Source organism: Methylophilales bacterium (genome assembly GCA_019823025.1).
Taxonomy (GTDB): domain Bacteria; phylum Pseudomonadota; class Gammaproteobacteria; order Burkholderiales; family Methylophilaceae; genus BACL14.
The window spans coordinates 661,166-683,370 of record CP081940.1 but is presented as its reverse complement, the minus strand read 5'-3'; the positions used below and the strand labels follow the sequence as shown (position 1 = coordinate 683,370).

The window sequence follows — 22,205 nt, the reverse complement described above, 5'->3', positions numbered from 1 at the left end:
AATGATGAAATTATATTCAAATTCAACAGACCCCTTCAGCCACCGATGCCGTATAGTCCTTTTTGAAAAAGGAATGGATTTTGAGGTGGTTGACGTAGACCTTACTAATCAGTCAGAAGATTTATCAATACTAAGCCCTTATTCAAATGCTCCTGTTCTAGTCGAGAGAGACTTGGTACTGACAGATGCAAATATCATTAATGAGTATATTGATGAGAGATTTCCTCACCCACAACTTATGCCGCCTGATCCAGTTATGCGTGCGAGGGCAAGACTATTTTTAAAGGATTTCGAAAGTGAATTGTTTATTCATATGCATGATATGGATTCATCAGATCAGTCAAAAAAAACAGCTGCAAGGAAAATTATTACTGAAACGTTAATTAAGTTGACGCCTATACTTAGCAAGCAACCATATTTACTTCATGATGAATATTCAATGTTAGATGTTGCGATTGCCCCGTTATTATGGCGTTTAGACCACTACGAAATTAAGTTGCCCAATCAAAGCTCTTCAATCCTAAAATATGCAGATAAACTGTTTAAAAGACCATTGTTTGAAGAAGCAATGTCCCCAACAGAAAAAGCAATGAGGTAGTTTTTTTGGATAAGAAGCCATATCTCATAAGAGCTATTTATGATTGGTGTATTGATAATGAGAACACACCCTATGTAATGAGTTTGGTTGGAAAAGAAACATTGATTCCAGAGGCCATATCGAAGTCAAAAGAAATTGTTCTTAATTTATCGCCTCAGTCAATTCAAAATTTATATATTGATGACGATGGAATTTCATTTAAGAGCAGGTTTAGTGGTAATTCTTTTAATGTATTCTTACCAATTACATCCATCTTAGGCGTTTATGCAAAGGAAAGTGGCGATGGAATTTTTTTTAGTGAAGGTAAAAAGGTGCCACCTGGTAGCAAGAATATAAATCAAAGCATATCAAAACCAAAATCTCATTTAACTATTGTTAAATGACAAAATTAAGTAGTTTGATTTTAAAAATCTTGATATAGTTACATTTTTTTCGCCCGGTTAGCTCAGTTGGTAGAGCACTTGACTTGTAATCATGTTGTCGCCAGTTCGATTCCGGCACCGGGCACCATTAAACTTGAAGGCTTTAATTATTATTTTTTTTAGAAATTGATGTGATTGTTTTAATTGACAAATTTCTAAAAAGAACGGATAATTTCGGGTTCGGTTTTGGAGGGATGGCCGAGTGGTTAAAGGCGACGGACTGTAAATCCGTTCTCTCAGAGTACGTAGGTTCGAATCCTACTCCCTCCACCACAGTTTATGCTGTGTTTGGAGTATTTAGAGAGGTGTGCGGGTGTAGCTCAGTTGGTAGAGCATTAGTTTTCCAAACTAAATGTCGCGAGTTCGAACCTCGTCGCCCGCTCCAGTATTAAAAGGGAATGTTTTGCCCATGTGGCTCAGTGGTAGAGCACTCCCTTGGTAAGGGAGAGGTCGCGGGTCCGATTCCCGCCATGGGCACCAGATTTTTTGGGCTAATGTTTATTAAAAAACTGTTTTATAAGGATAAGAGATTATGGCTAAGGATAAATTTGAGCGTAACAAACCCCATGTCAACGTTGGCACAATTGGCCACGTGGATCATGGTAAAACTACATTAACAGCAGCAATATCGACTGTACTGACCAAAAAATTTGGTGGAGACAAAAAAGATTTTGCAGAGATTGATTCAGCGCCAGAAGAAAAAGCGCGTGGCATAACAATTAATACATCTCACGTTGAATATGAAACAGAAAAACGTCACTATGCTCACGTAGACTGTCCAGGCCATGCGGATTATGTGAAAAATATGATTACAGGTGCTGCTCAAATGGACGGCGCAATTCTTGTATGTTCAGCAGCTGATGGCCCAATGCCTCAGACGCGTGAACATATCCTCTTATCAAGACAAGTGGGTGTTCCACATATTGTTGTGTTCTTAAATAAAGCAGACATGGTAGATGACAAAGAACTTCTTGAGCTTGTTGAAATGGAAGTACGTGAACTACTAAGTAAATATGATTTCCCAGGTGATGACATTCCTATCGTAATGGGATCAGCACTTAAAGCACTTGAAGGTGATCAATCAGATATTGGTGAGCCAGCGATTTTAAAATTAGCTGAAGCACTTGATAGTTATATTCCAGAACCAAAACGTGCAATCGATGGTGATTTCTTAATGCCAGTTGAGGACGTGTTCTCAATCTCTGGACGTGGAACTGTGGTAACAGGTCGAGTGGAGCGAGGCGTTGTTAAGGTAAACGAAGAAATTGAAATTGTGGGCCTTAAAGATACAGTAAAAACAACATGTACAGGCGTTGAGATGTTCCGTAAGTTATTAGACCAAGGTCAAGCAGGAGATAACGTCGGTGTCCTATTAAGAGGTACAGCACGAGAAGATGTAGAACGTGGCCAAGTACTTTGTAAGCCAGGTTCAATTAAGCCACATACTAAATTTACTGCTGAGATATACAGCTTAAGCAAAGAAGAAGGCGGTCGTCATACACCATTCTTTAATGGGTATCGTCCACAATTCTACTTTAGAACAACAGATGTAACGGGTGCAGTGGAGTTACCAGAAGGTACTGAAATGGTAATGCCAGGAGATAATGTATCAATTACAGCAACATTGATTGCACCAATCGCGATGGAAGAAGGTTTAAGATTTGCGATTCGTGAAGGTGGCCGAACAGTTGGCTCCGGTGTTGTAGTAAAAGTTATTGAATAAGATAAATTAAAAATAGGCCAGTAGCTCAATTGGTAGAGTATCGGTCTCCAAAACCGAGGGTTGGGGGTTCGAAGCCCTCCTGGCCTGCCATATTAGGGAAAATGTGAAAATGAATGTAATGAATATAAAGTTAGTTTTATCATTTTTACTATTAATTGCAGGCTTAGGTGGATTTTATATTTTATTTGACCACCCTCTTGTTTTTAGAATTCTTTCTGTTTTGGTTGGGTTTGTTGCAGCAACATATGTGTTTTCTACTACAAGCCAAGGTGATCGATTATTAAAGTTTATAAAAGAAGCAATCACAGAAGCAAAGAAAGTTGTTTGGCCAACTCGAAAAGAAACAATACAAATGACCTTAGTCGTTTTTGTATTGGTAGTAATAATGGCAATTTTTTTAGCTTTTATTGATATTTTCTTTTCTTACGTTATAAATATTTTATTAGGGCGAGGTAGTTAATGTCAAAAAGATGGTACGCAGTTCAAGCTTTCTCAGGATATGAAAAAATCGTCCAAAAAGGCTTATTAGATAGAGTCGCTCAGTCAGGTCATGAAGATTTGTTTGGAGATATTTTGGTTCCTGTTGAGGAAGTTGTTGAAATGAAATCAGGAAAAAAAACAATTACTGAAAGAAGATTATATCCAGGATATGTCTTAGTACAAATGGATATGAATGATGATAGTTGGCACTTAGTTAAAAGCACTCCAAAAGTCTCAACCTTTATTGGGGGGAATGGACAGAAACCGACAGCAATAAAAGATACTGAAGTAGATATTATTCTTCGTAGGATGGATGACAGTAAAGTTAATCCAACACAAAAATTAACCTTTGAAGTAGGCGAATCAGTGAGAGTTATTGATGGGCCCTTTAAAGATTTCTCTGGTTCTGTCGAAGAAATAAATTATGAGAAAAGTAAATTAAGGGTTTCAGTAGTAATCTTTGGTCGAGCAACGCCGGTTGAATTAGAGTTTGGCCAAATAGAAAAAGAAGTTTAGTTTTTAATTGGGAGCTGAAAAGCGTTTGTACCAAATTTAGGAGAGATAAATAAAATGGCAAAGAAAATAGAAGGATATATTAAATTGCAGATCCCGGCGGGAAAAGCAAACCCAAGTCCACCAGTTGGTCCAGCACTCGGACAAAGAGGGCTTAATATTATGGATTTTTGTAAAGCATTTAATGCAGCAACACAAAGTGTAGAGCCAGGACTTCCAATTCCAGTGGTGATTACAGCGTTTTCTGATAAAAGTTTCACGTTTATTATGAAAACTCCGCCTGCTTCAATTTTGCTCAAAAAAGCAGCAAAATTAAGTAAGGGTTCTCCTGTACCTCATACAGATAAGGTTGGGAAGATTACTCGAGCACAAGCAGAAGAAATTGCGAAAACTAAAATGCCTGATTTAACTGCCTCAGATATGGATGCAGCAGTTAAAACAATTGCAGGAAGTGCAAGAAGTATGGGTATTGAAGTGGAGGGTCAATAAAATGAATTTAAGTAAAAGAATGAAATCTTTGTCTGAGATTGTTGATAGAGACAAGTTTTATGAGGTGAATGCCGGTTTAGAGCTAGTTAAAAAAACAGCTAAAGCTAAATTTGACGAGTCAATAGATGTAGCAATTAAATTAGGAATTGATCCAAAAAAATCTGATCAACTCGTAAGAGGAGCCCTTGTTCTGCCAAGTGGAACAGGTAAGTCAACGAGAGTCGCAGTTTTTGCTCAAGGTGATGCTGCTGAGGATGCAAAGAAAGCAGGTGCAGACCTTGTGGGTTTTGAAGACCTGGCAGACCAAATTAAAAAAGGTGTTATGGAGTTTGATGTTCTAATTGCTACGCCTGATGCAATGAAAATTGTGGGAACATTAGGCCAAGTTTTAGGCCCAAGAGGATTGATGCCAAACCCTAAAGTAGGAACAGTTACTCCCCAACCAAGCAAAGCTGTAGAAAATGCGAAAGCGGGACAGGTTCAATATAGAACTGACAAGGGCGGTGTAATTCATTGCACAATTGGTAGAGCTTCGTTCACAACTGCACAGCTTGAAAAAAATCTTTCTGCATTAATGGATGCGGTGAATAAATCAAAACCTGAGGGTACAAAAGGTGTCTTCATTAAAAAACTTTCTATATCAAGCACAATGGGTGTAGGGGTAAGAATAGAGCAATAAAGAATTTGTGAAAATATAATTTTCACATAAGAAACTTTGGGTTCATTGAAAGAAACTTTTCGATGAAGTTATCAAAGACCGTAGGTACGGAAGTTTAATTTAGTTAAAGCCTACGCAGATGGCGTTTCCCCTAATTGGATAAATATCCTCATAGTGGATGCTGTTGTTGTACTTAGAAATGAGTACTTTATTTAACGGAAGGAGAAGACTTTGAGTCTGAATCTTGAAGAAAAAAAAGAAGTTGTTGCTGAAGTAAGCAAAACAATCGAAAGTGCCCAAGCGATGATACTTGCTGAGTATCGTGGTGTGGGGGTTGGAGAGATGACAACATTAAGAGCTGAAGCTAGAAAATCGGGCGTTTATCTTAAGGTATTGAAAAATAACTTGGTAAAAAGAGCTGTAACCGATACTCCATTTTCCTCATTATCTGAGGATATGACAGGGCCCTTAATGTACGGCATATCAGAAGATCCTGTTGCTGCAGCGAAAGTATTAAATGATTTCGCGAAGAAAAACGATTTATTTGTGATTAAATCAGGAGCAATCTCTAATGAAAAACTAGATGTGGGTGCTATTAAAGCACTTGCTTCATTACCAAGCCGAGAAGAATTACTTGCAAAACTGATGGGCACAATGCAAGCACCGATAACAAAATTTGTTAGTACATTAAATGAGGTACCTTCAAAATTTGTGAGAGGTCTTGCAGCAGTTCGTGACCAAAAGCCAGCATAACTTTGGCTTAGATTATATTAATATTTATTTAGGAGTATTTAAAAAATGGCTATTTCAAAAGAAGATATTCTAGAAGCGGTTAGTAGTATGTCGGTTTTAGATTTATCAGAACTTATTAAGGAAATGGAAGAAAAATTTGGTGTTTCAGCAGCAGCAGCTGCAGTCGCTGCACCTGCCGCAGCTGGTGGTGGTGGCGAAGCAGCAGCTGAAGAAAAAAGTGAATTTGATCTTCACCTAACAGGTATTGGCGATAACAAGGTTAACGTTATTAAAGCAGTTCGAGAAATAACGGGACTTGGCCTTAAGGAAGCAAAAGATATTGTTGATGCTGCTCCAAAAGTTGTTAAGGAGGCACTAGCTAAAGCTGATGCTGACGAAGCAATGAAAAAATTAACTGATGCTGGAGCAACAGCTGAGCTGAAGTAATTAACTTTTTATAATGGAAGGCTTAATTTTTTTAGCCTTCCATTATTTAAATTCTATTAGTGATAAAGATATATTGATTCAAATTAGATTTGTACTTTGTATATAAAAAAATTTCGGAGACTAAATGAGCTATTCCTTTACTGAAAAAAAACGCCTTAGAAAAAGTTTTGCTAAAAGAGAAGAAGTCCTAGATGTTCCTTATTTACTTGAGATGCAACTTGAGTCTTACAAAAATTTTCTTCAATTAGATGTGCCACTAGAAGATAGGAAAGACGAAGGTCTTCAATCGACATTCAACTCTCTTTTCCCAATTTCTAGTCATTCAGGTTATGCAAAATTAGATTATGTAAGTTATAAATTAGGAAAGGTAGAATTTGACGTAAAAGAATGTCAACAACGTGGTTTAACATATGGTGTTCCTCTGAGGGCTGCAGTGAGGCTCACAATAATGGATAAAGAGGCATCTCAGCCTACCATCAAAGAAGTTAAAGAGTCTGATGTATACATGGGTGAAATTCCATTAATGACACAGAATGGATCGTTTGTCATTAACGGAACAGAGAGAGTTATTGTTTCTCAGTTACATAGAAGTCCGGGTGTATTTTTTGAGCACGATAAAGGTAAAACTCATAGCTCTGGAAAATTTCTATTTTCAGCAAGGGTAATTCCTTACAGAGGTTCTTGGTTAGATTTTGAATTTGATCCTAAAGACTATTTATATTTTAGAATTGATCGAAGAAGGAAAATGCCTGTCACAACATTACTCAAGGCATTAGGTTTAACATCGGATCAAATATTAGAAACATTTTATGATTTCGATACTTTTTTTGTCAAAGGTAAGAAAGTTGAATTTGAATTAGTTCCATCAAGACTAAGAGGTGAAATTGCAAAGTTTGATATTAAAGACAAAAAAGGTAATTTAATAATTGCTAAAGACAAAAGAATTACAGTAAAGCATATTAGAGAGATAGAAAAATCAGGAATTAAAACAATTGTTGTTGATAGCTCATTCCTTGAAGGTAAGAAGCTTGCAAAATCAATTATAGATAAAGAAACTGGTGAAGTTCTTCTTGGTGCGAATGAAGAAATTGCATTAGCTGAAAGTAAAAAAGATGAAGAAGGAAATTCATACCCTATCCTAGAAAAAATTATTGAGAATGGCATTGATACATTTCAAACGCTGTATTCCAATGATCTAGATCATGGCGACTTTATCTCACAAACTCTTACAACTGATGAAATACCAGATCAATACGAAGCAAAAGTAGCGATTTACAGGATGATGAGACCAGGTGAGCCGCCAACAGCAGACTCAGTAGAAAATCTATTTGAAGGTATGTTTTTTAAACATGAAAGATATGATTTATCTAGTGTTGGAAGAATGAAATTTAACAAAAGAGCTTATCCGAAAAATGCTGAGCAATTCGCTCCATGGATGCAAAAATTGCAGGGACACATAGATCACAACTCAGATGAAGGCGAATCTATTTTAAGCAAAGAAGATATTTTGGCAGTGGTTGGAATCTTGGTTGAACTAAGAAATGGTCGTGGAGAAATTGACGATATTGATCATCTTGGAAATAGAAGAATTCGATCTGTTGGTGAGTTAGTAGAGAATCAGTTTAGGACTGGGTTGGTCAGAGTTGAGAGAGCAGTAAAAGAGAGGTTAGGCCAAGCTGAAGCAGATAATTTAATGCCGCATGACTTAATAAATTCAAAACCAATTTCTAGTGCAATTAGGGAATTTTTTGGATCATCTCAGTTATCACAATTTATGGACCAAACAAATCCACTATCTGAAATTACTCACAAAAGAAGAATTTCTGCTCTCGGTCCTGGTGGACTTACTAGAGAGCGAGCAGGGTTTGAGGTTAGGGATGTACACTCGACTCATTACGGAAGAGTTTGTCCTATTGAAACCCCAGAGGGTCCAAATATTGGACTTATTAATTCTTTAGCATTATTTGCAAAAACAAATAAATATGGATTTTTAGAAACTCCATACAGAGTTGTTGAAAGCGGTAAGGTTAAAAAAGGTATAGATTATTTATCTGCAATTGAAGAAAGCGACTATACAATTGCCCAAGCCAATTCAGAATTAAATGATAAAGGTGAATTTAAAGAAACGCTTGTTTCATCAAGATTCAAAAATGAATTTACTTTGGCTAGTAATGAAAACGTTAATTATATGGATGTTGCGCCAGGCCAAATTGTGTCCGTAGCGGCGTCATTAATTCCCTTCTTAGAGCATAACGATGCTAATAGGGCATTAATGGGTGCAAACATGCAAAGACAAGCAGTACCATGTCTGCGCGCAGAAAAAGCGCTAGTTGGGACGGGTATTGAGAGAACAGTTGCAACTGACTCAGGAACAACAGTACAAGCTAAGAGAGGCGGAGTAGTTGATTATGTTGATTCTCAAAGAATTGTAATTAAAGTTAATGATAAAGAGGCCACTCAAGGTGAAGTGGGAGTTGATATTTATAACTTAACAAAATATACAAGATCAAATCAAAATACAAATATTAACCAAAAACCTCTTGTTAAGATTGGAAATAAAATAGAAAGAGGCGATATTATTGCTGATGGGGCTTCAACAGATGTTGGCGAACTCGCTCTCGGTCAGAATATGTTGGTTGGTTTTATGCCATGGAACGGTTACAACTTTGAAGATTCAATCTTAATTTCAGAAAGAGTAGTTTCTGATGATAGATACACATCAATTCATATTGAAGAGTTACAGGTTGTGGCAAGAGACACAAAGCTTGGGCCTGAAGAAATTACAAGAGACATTTCTAATTTATCAGAGAGTATGCTTGGAAGACTTGATGAAGCAGGCATTATCCATATTGGCGCTGAAGTTGAAGCTGGAGATGTTCTAGTAGGAAAGGTTACACCAAAAGGAGAAACACAACTTACACCAGAAGAAAAATTATTAAGGGCAATATTTGGTGAGAAAGCTTCAGATGTTAAGGATACCAGTTTAAGAGTTCCTTCAGGACAAGCAGGGACGATAATTGATGTGCAGGTGTTTACTAGAGAAGGTATTGATCGTGATGCCCGTGCTGAGCAAATCATAAATGCCCAATTAGATGCATATCAGAAGGATTTGGCAGATCAATTAAGGATTGTAGAGGAAGATACATTTAGCCGACTCGAGAAGTTAATTGTTGGAAAATCTATTGCTGGTGGTCCTAAGGGTCTAAAAAAAGGAGCCAAAGTAACTAAAGAAATATTATCTGACATTGATAGATATGACAGATTTGATATTAGATTGTCCGATGATAAAGATTCTAAAAACTTAGAAGCACTTAAAGAAAATTTAAATAAAGCTAAGAAAGAATTTGATTCAAGATTCGATGAGAAAAAAAGAAAGTTAACTCAAGGTGATGAGTTACCTCCAGGTGTTCAAAAAATGGTCAAAGTCTATATGGCAGTCAAACGTAGAATTCAGCCAGGAGATAAAATGGCTGGAAGACACGGAAACAAGGGTGTGATATCTAAAATTGTACCAGTTGAGGATATGCCATATATGTCAGACGGAACGACCTTGGATGTAGTTTTAAATCCTCTTGGTGTCCCATCAAGAATGAATATTGGTCAGGTATTAGAAATGCACCTTGGTTGGGCAGCTAAAGGACTTGGAAAGAGAATTGATGAGGCACTTAATGAGAATAAGAACATCAATGAAGTAAGAGGATTGCTTGATAAAATCTATAATTCTTCAACAGGTAAGAAAGAAGATATTAAGGGGCTAAAAAACAACGAAGTTACAGAGCTTGCTGAAAATCTAATTCAAGGTGTGCCATTCGCAACTTCAGTATTTGATGGGGCAGCAGAATCAGATATTCAGGATATGTTAGATATTGCTTATCCCGATGACCACGAACATACAAAGCTACTTAAGTTTGCAGCGAAAAAAACACAAGTTCGATTATTTGACGGAAGATCAGGAGATGCTTTTGATAGACCAGTAACTGTGGGTTATATGCATATTCTGAAACTTCATCACCTTGTTGACGATAAGATGCATGCTCGTTCAACTGGACCTTATTCTTTAGTAACACAACAACCATTGGGCGGTAAGGCACAATTTGGTGGACAAAGATTTGGTGAGATGGAGGTATGGGCATTGGAAGCTTATGGAGCCTCTTATACACTCCAAGAAATGTTAACTGTTAAATCAGATGATGTTTCTGGAAGAACAAAGGTTTATGAAAACATTGTTAAAGGTGAACATAAAATTGATGCTGGTATGCCAGAGTCATTTAATGTTCTTACCAAAGAAATTCGTTCTTTGGCGATTGATATTGATCTTGATAGAAACTAAGGAGAAGATTGTAAATGAAAGCTTTATTAGACTTGTTCAGAAACAACACCCAACAAGAAGAATTTGATGCTATCAGGATTGCACTTGCTTCTCCTGAAAAAATTAGATCATGGTCATATGGTGAAGTAAAAAAGCCAGAAACTATCAACTATAGAACTTTTAAGCCTGAGAGAGATGGGCTTTTCTGTGCAAAAATATTTGGTCCAGTAAAAGACTATGAATGTCTTTGTGGAAAATATAAACGCCTTAAACATCGAGGTGTTATATGTGAGAAATGTGGTGTAGAAGTAACATTATCAAAAGTTCGAAGAGAACGTATGGGGATAATTGAACTTGCAAGCCCAGTTGCTCATATATGGTTTTTAAAGAGCTTACCAAGTAGGTTGGGTATGGTACTCGATATTCCATTAAGAGATATTGAGCGCGTGCTTTATTTTGAAGCATATATAGTGACTGAAAATCATATGATTGCTGATCCTGAGCTTCAAGTCGGTAGGATTTTATCAGAAGATGATTATTTAAAATTTTCAGAGCAACATGGCGATGAGTTTAAAGCAATAATGGGAGCTGAAGGTATTGAAGAGCTCCTTAAGTCAATAAGGTTAACAGAAGAAATTGAAAAACTTAAAGAGGAACTTGAAAAAACTACTTCCGATGCAAAAGTAAAGAAAATAGCAAAACGATTAAAGGTTTTAGAAGCCTTCCAAACATCTGGCATTAAACCTGAATGGATGATTCTTAAAGTTTTACCTGTACTTCCCCCTGAGTTGAGACCACTTGTTCCTCTTGACGGAGGAAGATTTGCAACTTCAGATTTAAATGATTTATACAGAAGAGTTATAAATAGAAATAATCGATTAAGGCGACTAATTGATTTAAGAGCCCCTGAGATTATTGTTAAAAATGAAAAAAGAATGTTGCAAGAAGCTGTTGATTCCCTTCTAGATAATGGTAGACGTGGAAAAATTATGACAGGAGCTAATAAACGACCACTAAAATCCTTAGCAGATATGATTAAGGGTAAAGGCGGAAGGTTTAGACAAAATTTACTTGGTAAAAGGGTTGATTATTCTGGTCGATCAGTAATTGTAGTTGGACCACAGTTAAAGCTTCATCAATGTGGTCTGCCAAAAAAGATGGCTCTAGAATTATTTAAACCTTTTATTTTTAATAAGTTGGAATTACAGGGGTTAGCAACAACAATTAAAAATGCAAAGAAAATTGTTGAAGCAGAAGGCCCTGAAGTATGGGATATTCTTGAAAATGTAATTCGTGAACACCCAGTTCTTCTTAATAGGGCGCCTACGCTTCATAGACTTGGAATTCAAGCTTTTGAGCCAGTATTAATTGAAGGTAAAGCGATTCAGCTTCACCCTTTAGTTTGTGCAGCTTTTAATGCTGACTTTGATGGTGATCAAATGGCTGTTCATGTTCCATTGTCACTCGAAGCCCAGATGGAAGCGAGAACACTTATGTTGGCCTCAAATAATGTACTTTCACCCGCTAATGGCGAACCTATTATTGTGCCATCGCAAGATATTGTTCTAGGTCTTTATTATATGACTAGAGAAAGAATTGCTGCAAAAGGTGAAGGCATGAAATTTGCAGATATAGATGAATTAAGAAAGGCTTATGATCAAGGGTTTGTTGATCTTCATGCAAAAGTAACAGTACGTATTAATGAGAGTGAAATAAACTTTGATAATAGTAAAACTTCAAAAGTAAAAAGATACGAAACAACATGTGGTAGAGCATTATTATCTGAAATACTTCCACAGGGACTCTCTTTTGATCTACTAAACAAAACTTTAAACAAGAAAGAAATTTCAAGATTAATTAATGTTGGATTTAGAAAGATTGGTATCAGAGATACTGTAATTCTATCTGACAACCTTAAAAATAAAGGTTTTGAATTTGCAACAAAAGCTGGAATGTCAATTAGTGTTCACGATATGTTAGTTCCAGAAGAAAAGGTAAAACTCATCGAGCAGGCTGATTCGGAAGTACAAGAGATTCAAGGCCAATACTCTTCAGGTTTGTTAACCCAAGGCGAAAGGTATAACAAGGTTGTTGATATTTGGTCACGAACGGGGGATACAATTGCCGATGCAATGATGAGGAAGATTAAAGAGGAGCCCGTCAAGGACTTATCAGGAAAAATATTAAAGGATGATAAAGGAAATCAAATTAATCAAGAATCTTTTAATGCTATTTATATGATGGCTGATTCAGGAGCAAGAGGCTCAGCTGCACAAGTTAGACAACTTGCTGGAATGAGAGGGCTAATGGCAAGACCAGATGGCTCAATTATTGAAACACCTATTAAAACTAACTTTAGGGATGGATTAAATGTACTTCAATATTTTATTTCAACTCACGGAGCAAGAAAGGGGCTTGCTGACACTGCTTTAAAAACAGCTAACTCAGGTTACCTTACAAGAAGATTAGTTGATGTTACACAAGACCTGGTTGTTACTGAGCATGATTGTGGTACTGATGATGGACTTCTTACTAAAGCACTTGTTAAAGGGGGCGAAGTTGTTGAGCCACTTAAAGATAGAATTTTAGGAAGAGCAGCAGCATTAGATATTTTAAATCCAGAGACACAAGAAGTACTATTTGCATCAGGTACTCTTCTATCAGAGGGTGAAGTTGATCAGATTGAAAAATTAGGTATTGATGAAGTAAAAGTAAGAACAGCGCTAACTTGTAATACTCGTTATGGAATTTGTGCTACTTGTTACGGACGCGATTTGGGAAGAGGCTCATTAATAAATCAGGGCGAGGCAGTTGGTGTTATAGCGGCTCAATCAATTGGTGAGCCTGGAACACAATTAACGATGAGAACTTTTCATATAGGTGGCGCTGCATCTAGAGCTGCTTCAGCAAACCAGATTGAAATTAAATCTTCGGGAAGATTAAGGTTTACTGCAACGATGCGTTACGTTACCAATGCAAAATCTGAGAAAGTAATAATCTCAAGAAATAGTGAATTTTTTATTGAGGATGAAAACGGAAGAGAAAAAGAGAGCCACAAGGTTCCTTACGGCGCAACACTCTTAGGTTCTGATGGCGATAAAGTTGAAGCAGGAGGTATTTTGGCACAGTGGGACCCACATACAAGACCAATAATATCTGAATATGCAGGGAAGATTAAATTCGAAAATGTGGAAGAAGGGGTTACTGTAGAGAAGAAAATTGATGACATTACAGGATTATCAACACTAGAAGTGATTGATGCTAAACAAAAAGTTGGTTCATCTAAGGGTACTAGACCTCAAATAAAATTATTGAATGAAAAAAATGAAGAGGTTAAATTAATCAACTCTGATAGCCCAGTTAATGTTACCTTCCAAAAAGGTTACATTATTACTGTAAATGACAATCAAAATGTAGCTGTAGGAGATGTATTAGCTAGAATCCCACAAGAAGCATCAAAAACAAGAGATATTACTGGCGGACTTCCAAGAGTAGCTGAATTATTTGAGGCCCGTTCACCTAAAGATGCTGGCGTATTAGCAGAAATGACTGGAACGGTATCCTTTGGTAAGGACACTAAAGGTAAGCAAAGACTTGTGATAACTTCTGAAGATGGGGAAGCTAAGGAATTTCTTATTCCAAAAGATAAGCATGTCACGGCTCACGATGGTCAGATAGTAAATAAAGGTGAAGTAATTGTTGATGGGCCAGAGGATCCAGCAGATATCCTAGAGTTAAGGGGCCCAGAAGCATTAGCTAGATATATTATTGATGAAGTTCAAGAAGTTTATAAACTTCAAGGTGTGTTAATCAACGATAAACATATTGAAGTAATAGTTAGGCAAATGTTAAGAAGGGTAAGGATTACTAAAAAAGGTGACACTCACTTTATACCGGGAGAAGAAGTCGAGAGAGCTGAGCTACTGAATGTTAATGAAGAGATAATTGCTGAAAAGAAAAAACCTGCAGAATTTGAGTACGTCCTGAAGGGAATTACTAAAGCTTCACTGGCAACTGATTCATTTATTTCTGCAGCTTCTTTCCAAGAAACTACAAGGGTTATAACTGAGGCGGCTATTCTTGGTAAACGAGACGAGCTCAGAGGATTAAAAGAGAACGTGATAGTTGGAAGATTAATCCCAGCTGGTTCTGGTATGGCACATCATTTAAATAGGAAAGCGAAACTTGAAGCAAGTAAGAATGCTTCTAATGAGCCAGACGAGAGGTCAGCAGCGTTGGTGGAAGCTGAGGCTGCATTTGAAACTAATAATGATGAAAAATCTGATGATACTACTTTAAAAGTAAGTGAAGAAGATAAAACTGAAGAAAAAGTTGATGATGCTAAGTAATTATCAATTTAAATTGACATTATGTTAGAAGCAAAATACAATTCTCGTCTTTTTATAAATTTTAAAATTAAAAGAACTTAAATATTAAGGAAATTAGATGCCTACAATTAACCAATTAATACGTAAACCTCGTAAGAGAGTTATTGAAAAGAGTAAAGTACCAGCATTAAATGCTTCTCCCCAGAAAAGAGGCGTATGTACCAGGGTTTATACAACAACACCAAAGAAGCCTAACTCAGCTTTAAGGAAGGTTGCAAAGGTAAAACTTACAACGGGTTATGAAGTAATTAGTTATATTGGTGGAGAAGGCCATAATTTACAGGAGCACTCTGTTGTATTACTCAGGGGTGGAAGAGTTAAAGATTTACCTGGTGTTCGTTACCATATGGTTAGAGGTAGTTTGGATACTGCAGGGGTAAATGATAGAAAACAAGCAAGATCAAAATATGGCGCTAAACGTCCAAAAGCAACTTAATTAAACAAGAGATTAAAAAATATGCCTAGAAGAAGAGAAGTCCCAAAAAGAGCCATACTTGACGACCCTAAGTTTTCAAGTCAAGAAGTTTCCAAATTCGTAAATGTAATTATGAGTAGTGGAAAAAAATCTGTGGCTGAAAGAATAATTTATGGAGCTTTTGACCAAATAAAAACAAAAAGCGGCAAAGATCCTCTGGAGACTTTTTCATTAGCTTTAGAAAATATTCGTCCGGTTGTAGAAGTTAAAAGTAGGCGAGTTGGTGGGGCGAATTATCAAGTGCCAGTTGAAGTCAGACCATCAAGAAGATCCGCGTTGGCGATGCGTTGGCTTCGGGATGCAGCACGAAATAGAGGAGAAAAATCAATGGGATTAAGGCTCGCAGCAGAAATTATGGAGGCCTCGGAAAATAAAGGTGCTGCAATGAAAAAAAGAGATGAAGTGCATAGAATGGCAGAAGCAAATAAAGCTTTCTCTCATTTCAGATTTTAGATTTTTAACTAATTAAATAAGGTAATAAAACAAAGTGGCTCGTAAAACAGAAATAAATAAATATAGAAATATAGGCATCAGTGCTCACATTGATGCAGGTAAAACAACTACTACAGAGCGCATTTTGCTTTACACAGGGGTTAATCACAAGATTGGCGAGGTCCATGATGGGGCTGCCACAATGGATTGGATGGAGCAAGAGCAAGAAAGAGGTATAACAATTACTTCTGCAGCAACCACTTGCTTTTGGAGTGGAATGGCCAACCAGTTTGATCAACACAGAATTAACATTATTGATACCCCGGGTCACGTTGATTTCACAATTGAAGTTGAAAGGTCAATGCGAGTTCTAGATGGAGCTTGCATGGTTTATTGTGCAGTGGGTGGTGTTCAGCCTCAATCAGAGACTGTTTGGAGGCAAGCAAATAAATATCAAGTACCTAGAATGGCATTTGTAAACAAGATGGATAGAGCGGGCGCTGATTTCTTCAAATGTTATGATCAGATGAAATCTAGACTGAAGGCCAATCCGATTCCTATCCAAGTTCCAATTGGAGCTGCTGAGACTTTTAAAGGAGTTGTTGATCTTGTAAAAATGAAAGCGGTCTTATGGGAAGAGGAAAATTTTGGTATCAAGTTTGAATATGCAGATATTCCTGATGATTTAAAAGATGTATGCCAAAAGTGGCATGACAATATGGTTGAAACTGCTGCAGAAGCAAACGAAGACTTGATGAATAAATATTTAGAAACTGGTGAGTTATCAGAAGAAGAAATTAAACAAGGCCTTAGAATTAGAACAATTTCAAATGAGATTGTACCAATGCTATGCGGTTCTGCTTTTAAAAACAAGGGTGTTCAAGCTATGCTCGATGCAGTTATTGAGCTGATGCCTGCACCGGTTGATGTTCCACCAATTCCTGGTGTTGATGAATCTGATAAACCTGTTGTCAGGCATGCAAAAGATGATGAACCCTTTTCTGCGCTTGCATTTAAAATAATGACAGATCCGTTCGTTGGACAATTAATATTTTTTAGAGCTTATTCAGGTGTTGTTAGGGCTGGGGACACAATTTACAACCCTGTTAAGGGAAAAAAAGAAAGAATAGGAAGAATTTTGCAAATGCACGCGAATAATCGTGAAGAGATTAAGGAAATATATGCAGGAGATATCGCAGCAGCCGTTGGTTTAAAAGATGTAACTACAGGTGATACTTTGTGCGCAGAAAAAAATGCAGTTATTTTAGAGAGAATGGTTTTTCCAGAACCTGTTATTCATGTTGCAGTTGAACCAAAAACTAAAGCTGACCAAGAAAAAATGGGCATTGCGCTTGGAAGACTTGCTCAAGAAGATCCATCTTTTAGGGTTAAAACTGATGAAGAAACTAACCAAACAATTATTTCTGGTATGGGAGAACTTCACCTTGAAATTTTAGTTGATAGAATGAAGAGGGAATTTTCAGTTGAGGCTAATATCGGCTCACCTCAGGTAGCTTATAGAGAGGCGATTAAAAAACCGGTTGAACAAGAAGGTAAATTTGTTAAACAATCTGGTGGTAAAGGTCAGTATGGCCATGTTTGGTTAAAAATTGAGCCGAATGAAGTTGGAAAAGGCTACGAGTTTGTTGATTCAATCAAAGGTGGAGCAGTACCGAGAGAGTTTATACCAGCAGTTGATAAAGGTTTGAAAGAAACTATTACAGCGGGAGTGCTTGCAGGATATCCAATTGAAGATGTAAAAGTTACTCTTTATGATGGATCATTCCATGACGTTGACTCAAATGAGAATGCGTTTAAAATGGCAGCTTCATTTGCCTTTAAGGATGGATGTAAAAAAGCTGATCCCGTTTTACTTGAGCCTATGATGGCAGTTGAAGTTGAAACTCCTGAAGAGTACATGGGTGATGTTATGGGCGATTTATCATCTAGGAGAGGGATTGTTCAGGGCATGGAAGACAATGCTACTGGAAAAGTGATTAGATGTGAGGTTCCACTTGCTGAGATGTTTGGATATTCCACCACCGTGAGATCACTTTCTCAAGGAAGAGCGACTTACTCAATGGAATTTAAACATTACTCAGAAGCACCAAGAAATGTTGCTGAAGCGGTAATTAATAAAAATTAAATATTTAAAAAACTGTTTTATAAGGATAAGAGATTATGGCTAAGGATAAATTTGAGCGTAACAAACCCCATGTCAACGTTGGCACAATTGGCCACGTGGATCATGGTAAAACTACATTAACAGCAGCAATATCGACTGTACTGACCAAAAAATTTGGTGGAGACAAAAAAGATTTTGCAGAGATTGATTCAGCGCCAGAAGAAAAAGCGCGTGGCATAACAATTAATACATCTCACGTTGAATATGAAACAGAAAAACGTCACTATGCTCACGTAGACTGTCCAGGCCATGCGGATTATGTGAAAAATATGATTACAGGTGCTGCTCAAATGGACGGCGCAATTCTTGTATGTTCAGCAGCTGATGGCCCAATGCCTCAGACGCGTGAACATATCCTCTTATCAAGACAAGTGGGTGTTCCACATATTGTTGTGTTCTTAAATAAAGCAGACATGGTAGATGACAAAGAACTTCTTGAGCTTGTTGAAATGGAAGTACGTGAACTACTAAGTAAATATGATTTCCCAGGTGATGACATTCCTATCGTAATGGGATCAGCACTTAAAGCACTTGAAGGTGATCAATCAGATATTGGTGAGCCAGCGATTTTAAAATTAGCTGAAGCACTTGATAGTTATATTCCAGAACCAAAACGTGCAATCGATGGTGATTTCTTAATGCCAGTTGAGGACGTGTTCTCAATCTCTGGACGTGGAACTGTGGTAACAGGTCGAGTGGAGCGAGGCGTTGTTAAGGTAAACGAAGAAATTGAAATTGTGGGCCTTAAAGATACAGTAAAAACAACATGTACAGGCGTTGAGATGTTCCGTAAGTTATTAGACCAAGGTCAAGCAGGAGATAACGTCGGTGTCCTATTAAGAGGTACAGCACGAGAAGATGTAGAACGTGGCCAAGTACTTTGTAAGCCAGGTTCAATTAAGCCACATACTAAATTTACTGCTGAGATATACAGCTTAAGCAAAGAAGAAGGCGGTCGTCATACACCATTCTTTAATGGGTATCGTCCACAATTCTACTTTAGAACAACAGATGTAACGGGTGCAGTGGAGTTACCAGAAGGTACTGAAATGGTAATGCCAGGAGATAATGTATCAATTACAGCAACATTGATTGCACCAATCGCGATGGAAGAAGGTTTAAGATTTGCGATTCGTGAAGGTGGCCGAACAGTTGGCTCCGGTGTTGTAGTAAAAGTTATTGAATAAGATAAATTAAAAAAAAAGTGTTCTGAAATGAACATTCGCTCATAAAAGGAAAATTATAATGGCTTCACAAAAAATACGCATTCGCTTAAAAGCTTTTGATTACAAATTAATAGACCAGTCTGCACAAGAAATTGTAGATACTGCAAAAAGAACGGGGGCTTTGGTAAAAGGCCCAATCCCGCTTCCAACTAGGAAAGAACGCTTTGATTTGTTACGTTCGCCTCATGTTAACAAAAAAGCAATGGATCAATTTGAGATAAGAACTCATCAGCGACTAATGGATATTCTTGAGCCAACAGATAAAACGGTTGATGCTTTGATGAAATTAGATCTTCCAGCTGGAGTGGATGTAGAAATAAAGTTGTAAAATTAATTTGCGTTAGTTATAATAGCGCTCTTTTGAAACAAGCTAATCAATTGTAATTAGTTTGTAAAATAATAATTATAAGGAAATGATCATGAGCTTAGGGCTTGTAGGTCGCAAGGTAGGAATGACTCGCGTTTTCACTGATGATGGAATATCAATTCCTGTAACAGTGCTCGAGGTAGTCCCAAATAGAGTGACCCAGATTAAAACTATTGAAAGTGATGGTTATCAGGCAGTGCAAGTTGCTTATGGTAATGTTAAGCCATCTAAGTTAAACAAAGCCACTACGGGTCATTATGCCAAAGCTGCTAAAGAGGCAGGCGTTGGCTTAAAAGAATTTAAATCTAATTCAACTGATGATGTATCAAGCCACACTATCGATTCTTCTTTTTCTGTAGATATCTTTGAAAAAGGACAAAAAGTTGATGTATCCGGAGTCACTATCGGTAAAGGCTTTTCTGGAGCACAAAAAAGACACCACTTCAGATCACAAAGAGCTACACACGGCGTTTCAGTCTCACACAATTCTTTAGGCTCAACCGGACATTGTCAAGATCCTGGTAGAGTTTTTCCTGGTAAGAAAATGTCTGGGCAACTTGGCTCAAAAAGAAGAACAACACAAAATCTTGAAGTAGTCCGTATTGATTCTAAAAGAAACCTAATTTTGATTAAAGGTGCAATCCCTGGTTCAAAAGGTTCTGATATTGAAATCAAACCGGCTATTAAAGTAAAGGTAGGTAAATAATGGAATTAAAACTAATCGACAGTAAAGGCAAAGAAACTAAAAAAACTGTTAGCGCGTCTGATAACGCGTTTGCTAAAGATTTCAATGAAGGTTTAATCCATCAACTTGTTACTTCCTATATGAATAATGGAAGAACAGGCACTAGGTCGCAAAAAACTCGTGCAGAAGTTCGTCATACAACTAAGAGACCTTGGGCACAAAAAGGAACAGGTAGAGCTCGAGCTGGAATGACTTCAAGCCCAATTTGGCGAGGTGGAGGCCGAGCATTTCCAAACAGACCAGATGAAAATTTTACTCAAAAACTAAATAAAAAAGCTTACAGAGCAGGTATGAGATCTATTTTATCTGAAATCGTCAGACAAGATAGATTGACAGTGGTTGAGAAGTTTGATGTTGAAACTCCAAAAACTAAAAAGTTTTTAGAAAAGATTAATACATTGGGCGTAGAAAATAATGTGTTGATATTAATTGATGAATTCAATGAAAACTTATACCTCTCATCAAGAAACATACCACATGTACTCGTGGTTGAAGCTAAACATGCTGACCCTGTTAGCTTGGTGCACTTTCAAAAGGTAATAGCAACATCAGCTGCAATTAAACAATTAGAGGGGATGTTCGCATGAGCGTGAATAAATCATTACAAGCTGTTTTAGCTCCCCAGGTTACCGAAAAGGCAACTATGGTTGCTGATAAATATAATCAAATTGCATTTAAAGTCAAAAAAGATGCAACAAAAAAGGAAGTTAAAGAAGCTATAGAATTAATGTTTAAAGTTGAAGTCACGGCTGTCAACATTTTAAATATGAATGGCAAGACCAAAAGGGCTGGAAGATTGATGGGTAAAAGAAATGATTGGAAAAAAGCCTACATAAGTCTAAAAGCTGGACAAGAAATTAATTTCACCGGCGAATAAGGGTATAGGGAATAAATAAATGGCTATAATTAAAGTAAAAGCAACTTCACCAGGCAGAAGAGGTTTAGAGAAAGTGGTAACACCTGGCCTTCATAAGGGCAAACCGTTTAGTCCATTATTACAAAAAAAGATAAGAGGATCTGGAAGAAATAGCTCTGGAAGAATTACAGTAAGACATCAAGGCGGTGGTCACAAACAGTTCATTCGACTGATTGATTTTAAGAGAAACAAAGATGGCATTCCAGCTAAGGTAGAAACAATTGAATATGATCCGAACAGATCATCACATATTGCGCTTCTGTGTTATGCAGATGGCGAAAGAAAATATATTATTGCGCCAAAGGGAATCTCTGTTGGTGATGAATTGTTAAGCGGAAATGAAGCTCCATTTAAGATAGGAAATTCATTACCTTTAAAAAATATTCCTGTGGGAAGTACTGTGCATTGTATTGAGTTAAAACCTGGTAAAGGAGCACAAATTGCCAGATCAGCAGGTACTTCAATTCAACTACTTGCTAGAGAAGGTATTTACGCACAGCTCAGACTTAGGTCAGGAGAGGTTAGAAAAGTACACGTTGATTGCAAAGCAACAATTGGTTCTGTTGGCAATGAAGAGCATTCACTAAGATCAATTGGTAAGGCTGGTGCAACAAGATGGAGAGGTATACGACCCACTGTCCGTGGTGTTGTAATGAATCCAGTAGATCACCCTCATGGTGGTGGTGAAGGAAGAACATCTGGTGGTCGACATCCTGTTAGCCCATGGGGAACACCTGCAAAAGGCTTTCGAACACGTAACAATAAACGTACGGATAATATGAGAATAAGTCGTAGACCGTCAAATAAAAGGTAAATAAGAATATGTCTAGATCAATAAAAAAAGGACCATTTGTAGATGCGCATTTAGCAAAAAAAGTTGAGGTAGCATCTGAAACTAGAGATCGGAAGCCAATTAAAACTTGGTCAAGAAGATCCACTATACTTCCTAACTTTATTGGCTTAACCATTGCAATTCATAACGGCAGGCAACATACACCAGTCCTAATTGTTGAAAATATGATTGGACATAAACTTGGAGAGTTTGCTGGAACAAGAACGTTTAAAGGCCATACTGGCGATAAAAAAACGAAGGAATAATA

Annotated in this window: 21 protein-coding genes and 5 tRNA genes; all 26 read left to right on the top strand. The window is 37.2% G+C overall.

Going from position 1 to position 22,205, the window contains the following annotated elements:
• Position 1: 1 nt before the first annotated feature.
• The gene (locus tag K6112_03680; protein QZP17139.1) at positions 2-598 is read left to right on the top strand and encodes a glutathione S-transferase N-terminal domain-containing protein; all 597 of its coding nucleotides are present in this window, start codon (positions 2-4) and stop codon (positions 596-598) included.
• 5 nt (positions 599-603) lie between these two features.
• Positions 604-981: a ClpXP protease specificity-enhancing factor gene (locus K6112_03675; GenBank protein QZP17138.1), complete on the top strand. Its 378-nt coding sequence runs from the start codon at positions 604-606 to the stop codon at positions 979-981.
• A 51-nt stretch (positions 982-1,032) separates the two neighbouring features.
• Positions 1,033-1,108 (top strand) — tRNA-Thr (locus K6112_03670).
• A gap of 100 nt (positions 1,109-1,208) precedes the next feature.
• Positions 1,209-1,293: transfer RNA gene (locus K6112_03665), tRNA-Tyr, on the top strand.
• A gap of 36 nt (positions 1,294-1,329) precedes the next feature.
• Positions 1,330-1,405: transfer RNA gene (locus K6112_03660), tRNA-Gly, on the top strand.
• Positions 1,406-1,425: 20 nt separating this feature from the next.
• Positions 1,426-1,500, top strand: a tRNA-Thr gene (locus K6112_03655).
• Positions 1,501-1,552: 52 nt separating this feature from the next.
• Complete coding sequence (tuf, locus tag K6112_03650) at positions 1,553-2,743, top strand: elongation factor Tu (GenBank protein ID QZP17137.1); 1,191 nt, start codon at positions 1,553-1,555, stop codon at positions 2,741-2,743.
• Between the two features lie 14 nt (positions 2,744-2,757).
• Positions 2,758-2,833 (top strand) — tRNA-Trp (locus K6112_03645).
• Between the two features lie 19 nt (positions 2,834-2,852).
• The gene (gene secE / locus K6112_03640) at positions 2,853-3,203 is read left to right on the top strand and encodes a preprotein translocase subunit SecE (protein ID QZP17136.1); all 351 of its coding nucleotides are present in this window, start codon (positions 2,853-2,855) and stop codon (positions 3,201-3,203) included.
• The gene (nusG, locus tag K6112_03635; protein QZP17135.1) at positions 3,203-3,739 is read left to right on the top strand and encodes a transcription termination/antitermination protein NusG; all 537 of its coding nucleotides are present in this window, start codon (positions 3,203-3,205) and stop codon (positions 3,737-3,739) included. Before secE ends, nusG begins: the two co-directional genes overlap by 1 nt.
• A gap of 54 nt (positions 3,740-3,793) precedes the next feature.
• Complete coding sequence (rplK, locus tag K6112_03630; GenBank protein QZP17134.1) at positions 3,794-4,225, top strand: 50S ribosomal protein L11; 432 nt, start codon at positions 3,794-3,796, stop codon at positions 4,223-4,225.
• A gap of 1 nt (position 4,226) precedes the next feature.
• A complete protein-coding gene (gene rplA, locus K6112_03625) occupies positions 4,227-4,904 on the top strand; it encodes a 50S ribosomal protein L1 (GenBank protein ID QZP17133.1) in 678 nt (225 codons plus the stop codon).
• 210 nt (positions 4,905-5,114) lie between these two features.
• Complete coding sequence (rplJ, locus tag K6112_03620; GenBank protein QZP17132.1) at positions 5,115-5,636, top strand: 50S ribosomal protein L10; 522 nt, start codon at positions 5,115-5,117, stop codon at positions 5,634-5,636.
• Between the two features lie 45 nt (positions 5,637-5,681).
• On the top strand, positions 5,682-6,062 hold the full coding sequence (rplL, locus tag K6112_03615) for a 50S ribosomal protein L7/L12 (GenBank protein ID QZP17131.1): 381 nt from the start codon (positions 5,682-5,684) through the stop codon (positions 6,060-6,062).
• 124 nt (positions 6,063-6,186) lie between these two features.
• Positions 6,187-10,392 (top strand): DNA-directed RNA polymerase subunit beta, encoded by a 4,206-nt coding sequence (gene rpoB, locus K6112_03610; GenBank protein QZP17130.1) that lies wholly within the window; start codon positions 6,187-6,189, stop codon positions 10,390-10,392.
• A 14-nt stretch (positions 10,393-10,406) separates the two neighbouring features.
• The gene (rpoC, locus tag K6112_03605; protein QZP17129.1) at positions 10,407-14,720 is read left to right on the top strand and encodes a DNA-directed RNA polymerase subunit beta'; all 4,314 of its coding nucleotides are present in this window, start codon (positions 10,407-10,409) and stop codon (positions 14,718-14,720) included.
• A 97-nt stretch (positions 14,721-14,817) separates the two neighbouring features.
• Positions 14,818-15,195, top strand: a complete 378-nt coding sequence (rpsL, locus tag K6112_03600) for a 30S ribosomal protein S12 (protein QZP18435.1) — start codon at positions 14,818-14,820, stop codon at positions 15,193-15,195.
• Positions 15,196-15,216: 21 nt separating this feature from the next.
• Positions 15,217-15,687 (top strand): 30S ribosomal protein S7, encoded by a 471-nt coding sequence (gene rpsG / locus K6112_03595; GenBank protein ID QZP18434.1) that lies wholly within the window; start codon positions 15,217-15,219, stop codon positions 15,685-15,687.
• Between the two features lie 34 nt (positions 15,688-15,721).
• A complete protein-coding gene (fusA, locus tag K6112_03590; GenBank protein QZP18433.1) occupies positions 15,722-17,812 on the top strand; it encodes an elongation factor G in 2,091 nt (696 codons plus the stop codon).
• A 35-nt stretch (positions 17,813-17,847) separates the two neighbouring features.
• Positions 17,848-19,038 carry an elongation factor Tu gene (gene tuf, locus K6112_03585; GenBank protein QZP18432.1) on the top strand — a complete coding sequence of 397 codons (1,191 nt, stop codon included), beginning with the start codon at positions 17,848-17,850 and terminating at the stop codon, positions 19,036-19,038.
• Positions 19,039-19,096: 58 nt separating this feature from the next.
• On the top strand, positions 19,097-19,405 hold the full coding sequence (gene rpsJ / locus K6112_03580; GenBank protein ID QZP18431.1) for a 30S ribosomal protein S10: 309 nt from the start codon (positions 19,097-19,099) through the stop codon (positions 19,403-19,405).
• Positions 19,406-19,496: 91 nt separating this feature from the next.
• Positions 19,497-20,150: a 50S ribosomal protein L3 gene (gene rplC, locus K6112_03575; GenBank protein QZP18430.1), complete on the top strand. Its 654-nt coding sequence runs from the start codon at positions 19,497-19,499 to the stop codon at positions 20,148-20,150.
• Positions 20,150-20,776, top strand: coding sequence for a 50S ribosomal protein L4 (rplD, locus tag K6112_03570; protein ID QZP18429.1), 627 nt, complete (start codon positions 20,150-20,152; stop codon positions 20,774-20,776). Before rplC ends, rplD begins: the two co-directional genes overlap by 1 nt.
• On the top strand, positions 20,773-21,066 hold the full coding sequence (rplW, locus tag K6112_03565) for a 50S ribosomal protein L23 (GenBank protein QZP18428.1): 294 nt from the start codon (positions 20,773-20,775) through the stop codon (positions 21,064-21,066). Before rplD ends, rplW begins: the two co-directional genes overlap by 4 nt.
• Positions 21,067-21,085: 19 nt before the next feature.
• On the top strand, positions 21,086-21,919 hold the full coding sequence (rplB, locus tag K6112_03560) for a 50S ribosomal protein L2 (protein QZP18427.1): 834 nt from the start codon (positions 21,086-21,088) through the stop codon (positions 21,917-21,919).
• Positions 21,920-21,927: 8 nt separating this feature from the next.
• Positions 21,928-22,203 carry a 30S ribosomal protein S19 gene (rpsS, locus tag K6112_03555; protein ID QZP18426.1) on the top strand — a complete coding sequence of 92 codons (276 nt, stop codon included), beginning with the start codon at positions 21,928-21,930 and terminating at the stop codon, positions 22,201-22,203.
• Positions 22,204-22,205: the final 2 nt, after the last annotated feature.

Bases quoted from the DNA above. Each gene is read 5' to 3' on its own strand.
- rplD (QZP18429.1), top strand. From the start codon at position 20,150: ATGGAATTAAAACTAATCGACAGTAAAGGCAAAGAAACTAAAAAAACT.
- rpoB (QZP17130.1), top strand. From the start codon at position 6,187: ATGAGCTATTCCTTTACTGAAAAAAAACGCCTTAGAAAAAGTTTTGCT.
- rpsS (QZP18426.1), top strand. From the start codon at position 21,928: ATGTCTAGATCAATAAAAAAAGGACCATTTGTAGATGCGCATTTAGCA.
- tuf (QZP17137.1), top strand. From the start codon at position 1,553: ATGGCTAAGGATAAATTTGAGCGTAACAAACCCCATGTCAACGTTGGC.
- rpsL (QZP18435.1), top strand. From the start codon at position 14,818: ATGCCTACAATTAACCAATTAATACGTAAACCTCGTAAGAGAGTTATT.
- rplC (QZP18430.1), top strand. From the start codon at position 19,497: ATGAGCTTAGGGCTTGTAGGTCGCAAGGTAGGAATGACTCGCGTTTTC.
- rpsJ (QZP18431.1), top strand. From the start codon at position 19,097: ATGGCTTCACAAAAAATACGCATTCGCTTAAAAGCTTTTGATTACAAA.
- secE (QZP17136.1), top strand. From the start codon at position 2,853: ATGAATGTAATGAATATAAAGTTAGTTTTATCATTTTTACTATTAATT.
- rpsG (QZP18434.1), top strand. From the start codon at position 15,217: ATGCCTAGAAGAAGAGAAGTCCCAAAAAGAGCCATACTTGACGACCCT.
- rplA (QZP17133.1), top strand. From the start codon at position 4,227: ATGAATTTAAGTAAAAGAATGAAATCTTTGTCTGAGATTGTTGATAGA.
- rplW (QZP18428.1), top strand. From the start codon at position 20,773: ATGAGCGTGAATAAATCATTACAAGCTGTTTTAGCTCCCCAGGTTACC.
- rplB (QZP18427.1), top strand. From the start codon at position 21,086: ATGGCTATAATTAAAGTAAAAGCAACTTCACCAGGCAGAAGAGGTTTA.
- rplL (QZP17131.1), top strand. From the start codon at position 5,682: ATGGCTATTTCAAAAGAAGATATTCTAGAAGCGGTTAGTAGTATGTCG.
- tuf (QZP18432.1), top strand. From the start codon at position 17,848: ATGGCTAAGGATAAATTTGAGCGTAACAAACCCCATGTCAACGTTGGC.
- K6112_03680 (QZP17139.1), top strand. From the start codon at position 2: ATGATGAAATTATATTCAAATTCAACAGACCCCTTCAGCCACCGATGC.
- nusG (QZP17135.1), top strand. From the start codon at position 3,203: ATGTCAAAAAGATGGTACGCAGTTCAAGCTTTCTCAGGATATGAAAAA.
- rpoC (QZP17129.1), top strand. From the start codon at position 10,407: ATGAAAGCTTTATTAGACTTGTTCAGAAACAACACCCAACAAGAAGAA.
- rplK (QZP17134.1), top strand. From the start codon at position 3,794: ATGGCAAAGAAAATAGAAGGATATATTAAATTGCAGATCCCGGCGGGA.